This is a genomic window from Bradyrhizobium manausense (genome assembly GCF_018129685.1).
Classification (GTDB): domain Bacteria; phylum Pseudomonadota; class Alphaproteobacteria; order Rhizobiales; family Xanthobacteraceae; genus Bradyrhizobium; species Bradyrhizobium manausense_D.
In genome coordinates, this window is sequence record NZ_JAFCLG010000007.1 from 220505 (window position 1) to 232789 (window position 12285).

Below are 12285 nucleotides of genomic sequence, written 5' to 3' on the forward strand. Positions count from 1 at the left end.
TTCCCTACCTAGGCTTTGCGTGCGATCTGTGGATCAAACTCGACAATGCCATCCGACACGTCTTTCGTAATGGCGGTCCCGTCATCGTCGGTTCCGGTAGACAGATAAATGCGCTCAATCATTGGTCCGAACTTGCCGCGGCTAATAACAGGCCGAGACAATTCTGCCGCGCCCTTATCGTCCACCATCAAGTAGAAAAATTGCCATGAGCCTGTTTGGCGAGGTGCATACTGAGGAAGGCTGTCAAACAGCAAAGGAGCAGCGACGAGCTCCACCCCGCTGCCTTTCTTCGTTCTGGGCTGAGGATCGCGCCAATCAACGCAGGCAAGATCAACATTGCAGAAGCCCACTATGAGGCCAAGTTTTATATTCTTGATTGTTTCCACGCCATTGGCGCGATCAAGAACCCAGTCCTGGCTTACGAAAAGATGCCGAAGCGCCCAAATTCCATGATGATAGCGGAAGGTTCCGGGCGCGTTTGCTGCATGGAATTTTGTCGCGTTGGACCCCTCATGGACGGCAATGTCGCGAGCTTCCAGCAACTTGTTCTTGGGCAATGACAGTTCGAGGAGCCTAGGCCCGATTTCCCAAGGCTCTCGCAGGATAATAGTTCGGACGGCTTCCATGAGGAATCACCATGTTGATTTTCGTGACCTACTGGTAGGTCTAGAAAATCAACATGGCAAGGGGTTGGGCTGAAATTATTTCCCCCAGCGCGTTGCAGCGGCCTTTTTGGCGATCTCTTTGCGCTTTCGGGCAGATAACCCTTCAGCCCGCGCTTTACCGCCCATGCGTCCTAGCGCCACGGCTGCGGCGTTCTTGCCGTCCTCCGTGGTGATGTCCTCAATTTCACCGGTGGCGATCTTGGCGATCATGATGGCGTTGCCGATGGCGTCGGCGGGACGCTGCTCCCCTTTAGGGCCTCTTGGCATAGTCCACCCTCCCGATGTGGCCGCACTGCGGGCATTTGGGTTTAAGGGTTGGAAGCAGCGCCTTCACATCGGTGCAATACGGCGCAAACGTCGCTGTTCCGCCCTCAAACCCTGTGAGGCTGTATTCCTCCCAGGGCTTGCTGAAAGGGGCATCATTTTCGCGACACTTCAAGCGCCCCTGATATCCGCACTCGCAGACAAGGGCTTCGTAGGTGCTAGTTGTCATGGATGGCAAGCTAATGCTTAGCGGTAAGCTTCGCAAGTTTAGCCGACGGCGTGGCTATGCTTTCCGGTCGAGCGGGCAACTTCGCCATGCTTCAGCTTGTTGACACGCACAGCGTTTATGATCGCGGCCACACCAACAAAAAGGGTAGCGGCAACGAGGAGTACAACAGCCCAATCTAGTCCGCTTGTGGTGTGCATGGCGTGGCTCCAACGAGGCTTATGCGCGCAGGCCGCGAATTGTTCCTACGCTTCTAGGATAGCACCTTCAATTGATAAGCATAGTGAACTTAACAAGGCCATTACGAGGACACCGTAAGTAATTGTGTCCGCTTCTTTATCAAGATGAGCTGTAAACAAGGCGTAGAATAGAGCCCCAAGTATGAGGGCGATCAAAGCAAATAGGACCAATATTCCAGTCCAAAGCGTGAATTCGCGTTGTTTACGGCCAAATGGGACCACTGAAAGAATGGCAAGCCCGGAAATAACTATCGAAAGAATACAAACCTCAGCCGAAGCACTTTCTCCAAGAGGAGAACAGCCATTATAGAGCTTGAGATATACATTGTAGGTCGCTTGCGTACATAATCCCAATGTTGGTAGCGAAGAGTATTTATTAACGATTAGATATAGCCCCAAAGGGATAAGGCCAATGGTCGCCTCGGCCGTCCATTGAACGATCCCAAATAGGGCCGCTTTGATACGTAATCCCACGACGCCCCCTTACCCTCGTTGCCAATGCAACCATAAGGCGGGCGAAATCGGAAGCCCAACTGTTCCCTAAATTTCAAACTGAGACACCACCCAGCTCACACAGGCCGCTGCTGCCGCGGCACGCGCTGCGCGGCCAGGCGCGACCTGCGGCCGCCGCTGTCCCCGCCATCCCTCTCCTTGCGGCCCTGCGCCATGATCGCGCTGCCCATCGCGGTGGAGCCGAAGGTGACGATGAACGAGGCAAGCAGCAAACCGAGGCCAACACCGGGCGAGCGATCGGCGAAGATCAGCTCGCGCAGATGGCCGGGATTGAGCCAGAGCAATCCGCCGACCAGCAGCGTCGCGGCGAAGGCACCGATCGCAAGGTTGATGGCAAGCAGGCGCAGAAGCGGACTCCGCTGGAGGCCGATGAAGGGCAGCCTGTCTCGCGGTCTGGTGCTCGGCACTTGGATCTCCGCAACAGCATGATCCGGAAGAGTGTGAAGCGGTCTTCCGAAAAGATCATGCTCAAAAATGTATCGTTCGCCGGTCTCCGTCGGCTTCACGCCGCCGGTGCGATCCGGTCGTCCGCCCTGGTCTGCCCCATCTGCTGACGCGCCGTCATGTCCTCCCAGAGCGCCGCGATGCTGGCCTGTGTCTGCGGGGCGATCAGGCAGTGGCCTTCATTGTCGAAACCGCAGAACCGCGCGGATGGATCGCTCCTGACGACAGTCAGCGCCTCGTTGATCATCTCGAGGCACGTCATGACCTGTTCGATGTCCTGAAGCCGCGTGTGGTGCAGGATATCCATGAGGCGGAACGTCATCACCGCGGGCTGGCCGTAGTTGATGCCGGGCCGGCCGAATTCGAACAGAACGTTGACCGCCGGGAACGCGCCGCGGATGTGCGCGAGCACGCCGGCCACGTCATCCTTGCTGCAGGCCACGAGATGGACGGTTTCAGTAGGTGCGGCGACAGGCGTCTGCGGCACGAGGCCGAGCGAACGGATCACCTCCTGCTCGATCCATTGCCGCACAGGCCCGGGCGCGTTGCGGATCTGATCGGCAGTCAGGGTAATTCCGGTCATGGCTCGGTCTCCTGCAAAGGCGTTCCTTTCGTCCCAGTCTATGAACGAGGCCATGAGGCACGTTGATGCGGATCAAACCCGCTGCCGTGATGCGGCTGTGACGCTGTTCCCTTTCACGGCCGCTGCGCGGGCGGGTGCCCAGGTCCGAAGGCTGCGATGCTGACACAATACCGCTGTTTTGCCCGACGGAGCAAGCGGATTCGGAAAAAAAGTATAACGATTCGGAGAAATGGAATGATTGCCGATGGGTAGCTACTGTGCATGGGGTTGTTTTTTTGGTCCTGTTCCGCCATTCCCGGTTGCGCCCACCGGGGATGACTCGGTGCTGTGTCCGCTTTGACCCGAATCCCGTTCCCGGGCATGATCCTCCGCAGCGATTCAAAGAGGACATTGTATGCTGAGACCGCTTCTCGCCACCGCCTTCATTGCTTGTCTGGCCGCCGGGCCGGCGCAGGCCGCGCGTTGCGGCGGCGACTTCAACAGCTTCGTTGCCGGCATGACGGCGGAAGCGCAGGCCGCCGGCGTCTCGGCGGCCGTGACCAGCGCGGCGTTCGGCGGCATCACGGAAGACGGCTCCGTTCTCGCCTTCGACCGGCGCCAGCGCTACACCTTCAACAAGAGCTTCGAGCAGTATGTCTCGACCCGCGTCGGCGCCGGCCGCATCAATGGCGGACGCGCGCTGCTGCAACGCCATGCCGCGCTGCTCTCGCGCATCGAGCAGCAGTACGGCGTGCCCAGGCAGATCCTGGTCGCGATCTGGGGCCTGGAGAGCGATTTCGGCAAGGGCGACATGGGCAAGCTGCCGGTGATCCGCACGCTGGCGACGCTGGCGCATGATTGCCGCCGCACCGAGCTGTTCCAGGGCGAGCTGCTCGCCGCGCTCAAGATCGTCCAGCGCGGCGACCTGCCCTTGCGCGACCTGATCGGCGCCTATGCCGGCGAGATCGGCCAGACCCAGTTCCTGCCGTCGTCCTACATCAAATACGGCGTCGATTTCGACGGCGACGGCCATGTCGACCTGCGCCACAGCGTCGCCGACGTGCTCGCCTCGACCGCGAACCTGCTGCACTCGAACGGCTTCAAGATGGGCCAGCCCTATGACGAGGGCTCGGCCAATTTCGACGCGATGCGCGAGTGGAACCGGGCGGTGATCTACCGCAAGACGATCGGCTATTTTGCCGACCGGCTGGTGGGGCAGTGAGGGGGGCTCGAGAGGCGGGGCATTCGCGCCAAACACTCCGCCGTCGTCCTGGCGAAGGCCAGGACCCATTACCCCAGGGAGGAGTTTTGCGACGATCGACAGTCACAGGCTTTCGCTGAGCAACGGCCTGCTTTCGCCAAATTAGATTCGGTGGCTATGGGTCCTGGCTTTCGCCAGGACGACAGTGGACGTCCCAGCTACTTCCCTTTCGCCATCTTCTCCAGCCGCCTTTGCAACGACGCCCAATACGTCCCCGGGCGGAAGCGCTGGAGGATGTCCATGAACCTTGCGTCGTTGCCGATCAGGATGCGCGGCTCGTTCCGTTCGATGCCCCTGATGATGCGCAGCGCCGCGTCCTTCGGGCTCGTCCGCGCCGCGGTCTCGAACCGGTCGATCATCTGCGCGCGGCGCGCATTGTCGGTGACGCCGACGCCGGTGCGCGACGAGCGGGCGATCGAGGTGGCGACGCCGCCGGGATGCACCACCGACAGCCTGACCGGACTGCCCGCCACCGCCAGCTCGTGCCGCACGCTCTCGGAGAAGCCGCGCACCGCGAACTTGGCCGCCGCATAGGCCGATTGTCCCGGCGGCGCGATGATGCCGAAGATCGAGGAGATGTTGACGATGTGCGCCTCGCTCCTCGTCCTCAGGTGCGGCAGGAAGGCGCGCGTGCCGTGCACCACGCCCCAGAAATTGATGTCGAACAGCCAGTCCATCTGCGCCTGGTCGATCTCCTCGAACGTCCCCATCAGCGCCACGCCGGCATTGTTGATGACGATGCCGAGCGCGGGATGCGCCGCGATCGCCGCAGCCGCGAACTCCGCGATGTCGCCGGGCTCGCCGACATCGACGCGGTGCACGCTGACCTTGCGCGCGTTATCGTTTCCTTGGCCAAGCTCCGCCGCCAGGCTCTTCAGCCCGGCCTCGTCGCGGTCGGCGAGTGCGAGGTCGCAGCCGCGTTGCGCAAGCTCGATGGCGAGCGCGCGGCCGATGCCGCTCGCCGCTCCGGTAATGGCGGCAGCGCCGCGAATTGTCGTCATGCGTGGCTCCCCTCGATCCCGATGAGAGCTCCAATGTACATGTTTTCAGTGTGTGACCGAACCCTATCGCCCCCCGGCGCATCCGCCTGTCCTGACCGGGTCGTGACTTCTCGGCAGGCGCCGGGGATGGTAGGGACTGATCATGTCCTGGTCCTTCCTGCTCACCTCGCTCATCGTCGTCGCCTCGCCCGGCACCGGCGTTCTCTACACCCTGGCCGCCGCGCTCACGCGCGGCTCGCGCGCCAGCGTGGCGGCCGCCTTCGGCTGCACGCTCGGGATCGTGCCGCACATGGTCGCAGCGATGCTTGGCCTCGCCGCCGTGCTGCACACCAGCGCGCTGGCCTTTGCCGCGCTGAAATGGTGCGGCGTCGCCTATCTGCTCTACATGTCCTGGCAGGCGCTGCGTCAGACCGGCGCGCTCGCGGTCGACGGCGCGATCACGGAGCGCTCGAGCGGCCGGGTCATCGTCACCGGCTTTTTGATCAACATCCTCAACCCGAAGCTCTCGATCTTCTTCCTCGCCTTCCTGCCGCAGTTCATCGCGGTGGATGAGGCGCATGTTCTCGCACGGATGCTGGAATTGAGCGGCACTTTCATGGCCATGACCTTCGTGGTGTTCGTCATCTACGGCTTCTGCGCCGCCTCCGTACGCGCGCGCGTCATCTCCCGCCCCGGCGTGATGGCCTGGCTGCGCCGCTCCTTTGCGGCGGGCTTCGCCCTGCTGGGCGCCAGGCTCGCCTTCTCCGAGCGGTAGCCAATAAAAAAGCGGGCCTCGCGCCCGCTGCTTTCAATCTCAACCTTGACCGGAGCCCGGGCGGAGCGAGGCTCCACCCGGGCGAAATCAAGAGAAGCCGCGTTACTTCTTCTTGGCGGCCTTCTTGGCCTTTTTCTTCGTCGCCTTCTTCGCCTTCTTCGCTTTCTTAGCCATAGGATCCTCTTAAGGGTTAATGGTGAAACGCGACACGAGGATCGCTCGGCGGAGGGCCAGCCTCGCAACATCCTCGATGACAAACTCAGCAGATTCGCGCGTCCATGCCCCGCGCTGTCACATCTGTGTCATTACGTTATCCACAGCTCAGATGCGATTTCAGGTGATTTCGGCCAGCGAATCCGCATCGCGATGCGCGGCGAGACGACCGCGCATCGGCACAGGCGACGTGCCTAACGATCCGATAACCAGGACGCGCCGTTTATGAATCCAAAACCAAGGGCACGCTTTCGACTGTTGCAGTCAGGTTCCGTTAAGCGCAACCCGCGCATGATCGGCCGCAAGAACACGGGGACGGGTCATGGACGAACTTCTGCTGGAGACAGGGGGCGGAACGCTGCGCGTATCGCTTGCGTCATGCTGAACGTACCGACGCTTTGGACGGTCTTCGTCGTCAACTTCCTGGCGCTGGGCCTGATCTGGGCCTATGTGACGCGCTCCTATCCGAAATTCGCGGCCGCGCGGTTCTGGATGGCATCGGCCTTCGTCGGCGCTACGGGTGCGGTGGCCGCCCTGATCCGCCTGTTCGTCGAGTCACCTTTGCCGCTTCTGATCGGCGGCGCCGGCATCATCGCGGCGTGCTGCTTCGCCGCAATGGGCATCCAGCGCTTCTACGATCGGCCGGTGTCCTGGCGCGTCATGGTCGCGACGGGGGTCTTGAGCCTCAGCGGCGTCGTGTTCTTCAAGGTCGTCTTCGACTCCATCCCGCTGCGCATGCTCTGCTACACGATCGGTCAGGCCGTGCCGCTGGCGCTGTCGATGCATCTCCTGCTGTCGCCGCCGGAAGGCCGCGTCAGCCCCGGCGCGCGGCTGTCCGGCATCGTCATCATCACCATCATCGCGATCTTGGCGGCGCGTACGGTGGGCAACCTGCTCGGCGGCGATCTCTCGCCGATCGCCGGCAGCCAGTCCCACGCGGTCATGGTGCTGGGGCTCATGTTCCTGTCGATGACGCTCAACTTCGGTTTTCTCTTGATGGCGATGGACCGGCTGCGCAACGAGGTCGCCGATCTCGCGCTGCTCGACGATCTTACCGGCGTCGCCAACCGCCGCCATCTGTTGCAGCGGCTGACGGAGGAATGCGCCCGTTCGGAACGCAGCGGCGAGCCGTTCTCGCTGCTGGTGATCGACCTCGACGGCTTCAAGACCATCAACGACACTCATGGCCATGCTGCGGGCGATGCCTGCCTCCGGCACTTCACGCTCATGGCGCAAACGCGCTTGCGTCCGGGCGACATGCTGGCCCGCACCGGCGGCGACGAGTTCTGCGTGGTGCTGCCGTCCTCCTCGTTGCGCGAGGGTGCGCTGATCGCCCGCCGCATCCTCGATGTCTGCCGCCAGGATGCCGCCGCTTGTTCCGGCAAGGATATCCCGATTTCGATCTCGATCGGCGTCGCGGAATGGGATCGCAGCATCGGCCAATTCCCGGACACGCTGATGGCCCACGCCGACCATGCGCTTTACGCCGCCAAGAAGAACGGCAAGAACGATTTTGCAATCTACGATCAGGCCCCACCGCTCTCGCCCGAGCCGGTCGAAGCTGCACGCAAATTCGCGTAAACCCTGCTAGGCTGGGATCCATTGTTGGATCCCTATCATGCTGTTTCGCCTCGTTGCGTCGGTTCTCGCCGCACTCCTGATCGCTCCCGCCGCCGCAATGGATGCCGAGCTCTTAAAGCTCGCGCGCAGCACCGGCACGCCGGACATTCCCGGCCTGAAGATCATCTGGCTGGCCCCTTGGGGCGATGTCGCCGATGCCCATGCCTGGCGCAACATCATCGTGCACCAGACCGAAGGGCCGGCGGGCTCGGCGCGTGGCGGCGCGCAGGAGCAATCCAAAAATCCAACCCGCCGCGGCGTGATGGTCTGGGTGGAGACCGACGGCACGGTCTATTGGTCGGTCGCGGACAATCTGGTACCGACACACACCGACGGCGCCAATCGCAACGACAACAAATACATCGACAACAGCACGACCTATCATCAGGTCGTGCGCGACAATTCGATCGGCGTCGAGTTCGCCGGCAACTATCCCGATGTCACGATCGGTCCGACCGAAGCGCAGGTCGCGGCCTGGAAGATCCTGGTCCAGGTCCTGCGCGCGCGCTACGGCATTCCGCTCGATCACGTCTATGCCCACAACTGGATCGACTTCAAGGACGCCCGCTATTGCGAAGGCTGCTGGCTCGCAACGCTGGCGCGCACCTGGGGCGAGTAGTCTCTCATTCCGAGCTCGCGCCAAGGGGCGCACCCCGGAATGACGAGAGCGGCCTCAAACCGGCTGAGCCATCCAGCCGAAGAATCGCCGGATCAACCCCGGCCGCCGCGGCAGCTCCGGTGGTCCGTCGGCGGCCAGCACGCGTTTGAAGAAGTAGTCCAGGAACACCATGTCGTTCGGCTCGGTGACGGTGAATGTCTCGTCGCCGAAGAACACGCTGTAGCTATAGAAGAACGGCCCGACGAACGGCACCGTCGCGGTCGAGGCGTTGTCCTTGGAGATCACGAACTCGGATGGATCGAGACCGTGGTCGCGCATGGCCTGCTCGACCAGCGGCAGCTTGCGCAAGAACTGGGCGGAGAAGCCGCCGACGGTGGATTGCAGGATGATCGACACGGTGCGTTCTCTGGTTGCCCGATCATCTTTGGTCGGTCGACCCGTCACAGGCGTTCAAGGCGACGTGCAGCGGCAAACATGCTGCGGCTCGGGCACAACAAAAAAGCCGGCGTTTCCGCCGGCTTTTCGTCTTGTCTCGATCCGCCAATTCGTCGGCCGCGGAAGCTTCGCTCAGTGCGCGGCTTCCAGCGCGGCCTGTTCGGCCCTTGCGATCGTGCCCTTGACCGCGGACTGCACCTTTTCGAAGGCGCGCACCTCGATCTGGCGGACGCGCTCGCGCGACACGCCGAACTCGGCGGCAAGGTCTTCCAGTGTCATCGGCTCATCGGCGAGGCGACGGGCCTCGAAGATGCGGCGTTCGCGCGGGTTGAGCACGCCCATGGCGCCATTCAGGGCGTCACGGCGGTGATCATATTCCTCGTGCTCCGCCATCATGGCTTCTTGGTTGGGCGTATTATCGACCAGCCAGTCCTGCCATTCGCCGGCCTCGCCGTCGTCGCGGATCGGAGCATTGAGCGACGCGTCGCCACCAAGGCGGCGGTTCATGTCAATCACGTCCTGATCGGTGACGCCGAGGCGCTTGGCAATGACCTTCACCTGGTCGGGACGGAGATCGCCCTCGTCCAGCGCGTTGATCTTGCTCTTCGCCTTGCGCAGGTTGAAGAACAGCTTCTTCTGGTTCGCGGTGGTGCCCATCTTCACGAGCGACCAGGAACGCAGGATGTACTCTTGAATCGACGCCTTGATCCACCACATCGCGTAGGTGGCGAGACGGAAGCCCTTTTCGGGTTCGAAACGCTTCACCGCCTGCATCAGGCCGACATTGCCTTCCGAGACGACCTCGGAGATCGGCAGGCCGTAGCCGCGATAGCCCATGGCGATCTTGGCTACGAGCCGGAGATGGCTGGTGACGAGCTGGTGCGCCGCGTCGCGATCGTCATGCTCACGCCAACGCTTGGCGAGCATATATTCCTGCTGGGGTTCCAGCATCGGGAACTTGCGAATTTCGGCGAGGTAACGAGAGAGGCCGGATTCTCCATTGAGGACCGGCAGAGCAGCGGTACGGGCCATGGTTAGCCCCTCCAAAGGTTCAGGCCCCCGATAGCGGCGGGCCAGGCAGACGACCGCTTGGTTAAAGCCGGCCGTAGCTGCGATGTTCCACGTTGGTCTTTTCCAACGCAGGCGCAATATACCTCATCGGGGGTCAAAAAGGGAAGGATTGTTGACGTCACGTCCCCGTGTGGCAGCTATAACTTTTTGTAATGTAACGGTTTTCTTAAAGCCCCTGCGTCATAGCGCCGCTTTCAAAGTGCTTTCAAGGAGAAGCAAATCCTCCGGCAAGCCAGCCTCCCAGTGAAGAAGTTCTCCGGTCCTCGGGTGCTCCAATACCAGCAAATAGGCATGCAAGGCCTGCCGGCCAAGGGCCGTTAGAGCTGCCTGCGATTCCGCGCCCAGCTGGTTCGCCTTGGTCTTGAAGTGGGGGCCATAGACCGCATCGCCCATCAGAGGATGGCCGATATGTGCGAGGTGGACCCGGATCTGGTGGGTGCGTCCGGTCTCGAGTTCGCAGGCGAGCAGTGCCGCGACCGGCTTGCCGTCGCGGCCGGTAAAACTCTCCAGCAGCTCCCAATGGGTCACCGCCTCGCGGCCGCCCTGGCGCACCGCCATCTTCTCCCGGGCATGCGGGTGGCGGTCGATCGGCGCGTCGACGGTGCCGCGGTGCCGGCCCGGCAGCCCCCAGGCGAAGGCCATATAGCCGCGCCGCATCGCACCCGTCCGACCGTGGTCGGCGAACTGGGCGGTGAGCGAGGCATGCGCGAGGTCGTTCTTGGCGATCACCATCAGCCCGGTCGTGTCCTTGTCCAGCCGGTGGACGATGCCAGGCCGGCGTACCCCGCCGATTCCCGACAGCGAGGTCCCGCAATGGGCGATCAGCGCGTTCACCAAGGTGCCGGTCTCGTGTCCGGCCGCCGGGTGTACGACCAGGCCCTTCGGCTTGTTGATGACGATGATATCGTCGTCCTCGAACACGATATCGAGGGCGATATCCTCGCCTTTCGGCTCCGGCGGGGCCGCCTCCGGTACATCGATTATGATCGTATCGCCCGAGGTGACGTGATAAGCGGGGTCGCGGACCTCGGCGCCCCTCTGGCTCACGGCGCCCGCCAGAATCAGGGCTTTCAACCTTGACCGCGACAGGTCCGGAAGGCGCGCCGCCAGCACGCGGTCGAGCCGGGCCGAGCCCTCGTCGCCTTCGACCACGACTTCCAACCTTCGCGCTGAACCTGAGCTTTCCATGACGACGTCTGATACCGCTGTTCCCGAACCGACCCCCGAGCAGGCCGCGCTGTTCGCGCGGGTGCGGCGGATGATGCTGATCGCGGGGTTGACCACGGCGCTGGCTGTCTGCGCCGTCCTGATCGCGGTGGGCTACCGCCTTTTCAAGTCGGAGGGAAGGGCGGCTGAACCCGCCGGCGACGTCATCGCAACTCTGCCGAAGGGCGCCAAAATCGTCTCCACCGGTGTCGCCGCCGACCGCGTCGTGGTGACCCTCGATCTCGGCGGAGTCATCGAGATTCGCACCTTCGATGCCCATACGCTGAAACCAGCCGGAAAGCTGAAATTTGCCAATGAGCCGTAAAAGGCCGGTTCGGGTCCTTGCGGCGGACAAATTTCGAGGTTATTGGCTAGCCCACACGCTCCCTTCGTCTAGCGGTTAGGACGCGGCCCTCTCAAGGCTGAAACAGGGGTTCGATTCCCCTAGGGAGCGCCATTTGCACCACATCGTGCGGTGGAATTCCCAGTCGGGCGTGTCCCGACGAGAACTGATTGATTTCACGCCCGGCTCGCCGTTGACTTGCCATAGCGAGGTCCCGAAGCGCAGATTGCGCTGCGGTTTCCGTCCATGGTTCGGAAGGAATGGGTGGTGGACAAGGGCGAGAATGATCGCAATGGCCGCTACGCCGTTGAGCCTGTCGCCGCGAACGGCGATTTGCATGCGATCGGATCGCCACTCGCATCTGCCTCGCTTGGCCTCCGCCCTGCGGAGGCATTCGACAGGCTCCGCAGCGGGATCGGTTTCCGCCTGCTGGCAGCCGTGCTGCTGTTCAGCTCGCTGGTCACGCTGACGCTGACCGCGCTTCAACTCTACCTCGACTACGATCATGAGGTTGGCGTGATCGAGACGCGTCTCGAGGAGATCGGCCGAAGCTATCTTGCGAGCATCGCGACCGAGCATGACGGGGTGCGCATGCTGCTGAGCGGCCGTGTCGACTATTTTTGCGAGATCGATGCCGCGCTCCGGAGCGCGCTCTATTCTCCCGAATTCAAGGGCGTCACCTCGGTTCGGCCGCTGCTGACGATCGGCGACCGAGTCGTGCTCTATCCATTTCTGTACAAGACCCACGCCGACCTCGCGCCGCGCCTGGCTGCCGTCCTGAGGGAGATGAAAGGGGAGGGCCTGCTGGAGCGCTACCGGCAGGAAGCGCTCGAAAAGTGAGTGCGGATC

General features: G+C 62.5%; 15 protein-coding genes and 1 tRNA gene. 7 read left to right on the plus strand and 9 right to left on the minus strand.

Annotated elements, in window-relative coordinates; genetic code table 11:
- Window positions 1-8: 8 nt before the first annotated feature.
- From JQ621_RS19260 to JQ621_RS19280, 5 genes are all read right to left on the minus strand, one after another.
- Entirely contained in the window at window positions 9-626 is a 618-nt protein-coding gene (locus tag JQ621_RS19260; RefSeq protein WP_212236235.1) for a hypothetical protein, read from the minus strand.
- Between the two features lie 75 nt (window positions 627-701).
- Entirely contained in the window at window positions 702-932 is a 231-nt protein-coding gene (locus tag JQ621_RS19265; protein WP_212236236.1) for an RNA-binding protein, read from the minus strand.
- A gap of 468 nt (window positions 933-1400) precedes the next feature.
- Window positions 1401-1868: a hypothetical protein gene (locus tag JQ621_RS19270; RefSeq protein WP_212236237.1), complete on the minus strand. Its 468-nt coding sequence runs from the start codon at window positions 1866-1868 to the stop codon at window positions 1401-1403.
- A 95-nt stretch (window positions 1869-1963) separates the two neighbouring features.
- Window positions 1964-2314, minus strand: coding sequence for a hypothetical protein (locus JQ621_RS19275; protein ID WP_312015425.1), 351 nt, complete (start codon window positions 2312-2314; stop codon window positions 1964-1966).
- Window positions 2315-2409: 95 nt separating this feature from the next.
- The gene (locus tag JQ621_RS19280) at window positions 2410-2934 is read right to left on the minus strand and encodes a hypothetical protein (RefSeq protein WP_212236238.1); all 525 of its coding nucleotides are present in this window, start codon (window positions 2932-2934) and stop codon (window positions 2410-2412) included.
- A 394-nt stretch (window positions 2935-3328) separates the two neighbouring features.
- Between JQ621_RS19280 and JQ621_RS19285 the strand changes: the two genes are divergently transcribed.
- Complete coding sequence (locus JQ621_RS19285; protein WP_212236239.1) at window positions 3329-4135, plus strand: lytic murein transglycosylase; 807 nt, start codon at window positions 3329-3331, stop codon at window positions 4133-4135.
- A 197-nt stretch (window positions 4136-4332) separates the two neighbouring features.
- Here the strand turns inward: JQ621_RS19285 and JQ621_RS19290 are convergent, their stop codons facing one another.
- The gene (locus JQ621_RS19290; RefSeq protein ID WP_212236240.1) at window positions 4333-5175 is read right to left on the minus strand and encodes an SDR family NAD(P)-dependent oxidoreductase; all 843 of its coding nucleotides are present in this window, start codon (window positions 5173-5175) and stop codon (window positions 4333-4335) included.
- 142 nt (window positions 5176-5317) lie between these two features.
- On the opposite strand from JQ621_RS19290, the gene JQ621_RS19295 reads away from it, so the two are divergent.
- The 3 genes from JQ621_RS19295 (at window position 5318) to JQ621_RS19305 (ending at window position 8381) form a co-directional block, all read left to right on the plus strand.
- Entirely contained in the window at window positions 5318-5929 is a 612-nt protein-coding gene (locus JQ621_RS19295; RefSeq protein ID WP_212236241.1) for a LysE family translocator, read from the plus strand.
- 591 nt (window positions 5930-6520) lie between these two features.
- Window positions 6521-7723 carry a GGDEF domain-containing protein gene (locus JQ621_RS19300; protein WP_212236242.1) on the plus strand — a complete coding sequence of 401 codons (1203 nt, stop codon included), beginning with the start codon at window positions 6521-6523 and terminating at the stop codon, window positions 7721-7723.
- A gap of 37 nt (window positions 7724-7760) precedes the next feature.
- Window positions 7761-8381 carry a peptidoglycan recognition protein family protein gene (locus tag JQ621_RS19305; protein ID WP_212236243.1) on the plus strand — a complete coding sequence of 207 codons (621 nt, stop codon included), beginning with the start codon at window positions 7761-7763 and terminating at the stop codon, window positions 8379-8381.
- A gap of 54 nt (window positions 8382-8435) precedes the next feature.
- On the opposite strand, the gene JQ621_RS19310 is transcribed toward JQ621_RS19305, so the two are convergent.
- The 3 genes from JQ621_RS19310 to JQ621_RS19320 all read right to left on the minus strand — a co-directional run bounded on the left by JQ621_RS19310 (window position 8436) and on the right by JQ621_RS19320 (window position 11075).
- Window positions 8436-8777 carry a hypothetical protein gene (locus JQ621_RS19310; protein ID WP_212236244.1) on the minus strand — a complete coding sequence of 114 codons (342 nt, stop codon included), beginning with the start codon at window positions 8775-8777 and terminating at the stop codon, window positions 8436-8438.
- 171 nt (window positions 8778-8948) lie between these two features.
- Window positions 8949-9848, minus strand: a complete 900-nt coding sequence (gene rpoH, locus JQ621_RS19315; protein ID WP_212236333.1) for an RNA polymerase sigma factor RpoH — start codon at window positions 9846-9848, stop codon at window positions 8949-8951.
- 219 nt (window positions 9849-10067) lie between these two features.
- Window positions 10068-11075 carry an RluA family pseudouridine synthase gene (locus JQ621_RS19320; RefSeq protein ID WP_212236245.1) on the minus strand — a complete coding sequence of 336 codons (1008 nt, stop codon included), beginning with the start codon at window positions 11073-11075 and terminating at the stop codon, window positions 10068-10070.
- On the opposite strand from JQ621_RS19320, the gene JQ621_RS19325 reads away from it, so the two are divergent.
- The 3 genes from JQ621_RS19325 (at window position 11074) to JQ621_RS19335 (ending at window position 12276) form a co-directional block, all read left to right on the plus strand.
- Window positions 11074-11418, plus strand: a complete 345-nt coding sequence (locus JQ621_RS19325) for a hypothetical protein (protein WP_212236246.1) — start codon at window positions 11074-11076, stop codon at window positions 11416-11418. The two genes, JQ621_RS19320 and JQ621_RS19325, sit on opposite strands and share 2 nt — an antisense overlap.
- A 57-nt stretch (window positions 11419-11475) precedes the next feature.
- A tRNA-Glu gene (locus JQ621_RS19330) sits at window positions 11476-11550 on the plus strand.
- A gap of 132 nt (window positions 11551-11682) precedes the next feature.
- Window positions 11683-12276: a hypothetical protein gene (locus tag JQ621_RS19335; protein WP_212236247.1), complete on the plus strand. Its 594-nt coding sequence runs from the start codon at window positions 11683-11685 to the stop codon at window positions 12274-12276.
- Window positions 12277-12285 lie beyond the last annotated feature (9 nt).

Coding starts and splice junctions, on each gene's coding strand:
- JQ621_RS19280 (WP_212236238.1), bottom strand. CDS start 2,934: ATGACCGGAATTACCCTGACTGCCGATCAGATCCGCAACGCGCCCGGG.
- JQ621_RS19305 (WP_212236243.1), top strand. CDS start 7,761: ATGCTGTTTCGCCTCGTTGCGTCGGTTCTCGCCGCACTCCTGATCGCT.
- rpoH (WP_212236333.1), bottom strand. CDS start 9,848: ATGGCCCGTACCGCTGCTCTGCCGGTCCTCAATGGAGAATCCGGCCTC.
- JQ621_RS19335 (WP_212236247.1), top strand. CDS start 11,683: ATGGTTCGGAAGGAATGGGTGGTGGACAAGGGCGAGAATGATCGCAAT.
- JQ621_RS19325 (WP_212236246.1), top strand. CDS start 11,074: ATGACGACGTCTGATACCGCTGTTCCCGAACCGACCCCCGAGCAGGCC.
- JQ621_RS19290 (WP_212236240.1), bottom strand. CDS start 5,175: ATGACGACAATTCGCGGCGCTGCCGCCATTACCGGAGCGGCGAGCGGC.
- JQ621_RS19285 (WP_212236239.1), top strand. CDS start 3,329: ATGCTGAGACCGCTTCTCGCCACCGCCTTCATTGCTTGTCTGGCCGCC.
- JQ621_RS19300 (WP_212236242.1), top strand. CDS start 6,521: ATGCTGAACGTACCGACGCTTTGGACGGTCTTCGTCGTCAACTTCCTG.
- JQ621_RS19320 (WP_212236245.1), bottom strand. CDS start 11,075: ATGGAAAGCTCAGGTTCAGCGCGAAGGTTGGAAGTCGTGGTCGAAGGC.
- JQ621_RS19295 (WP_212236241.1), top strand. CDS start 5,318: ATGTCCTGGTCCTTCCTGCTCACCTCGCTCATCGTCGTCGCCTCGCCC.
- JQ621_RS19260 (WP_212236235.1), bottom strand. CDS start 626: ATGGAAGCCGTCCGAACTATTATCCTGCGAGAGCCTTGGGAAATCGGG.
- JQ621_RS19265 (WP_212236236.1), bottom strand. CDS start 932: ATGCCAAGAGGCCCTAAAGGGGAGCAGCGTCCCGCCGACGCCATCGGC.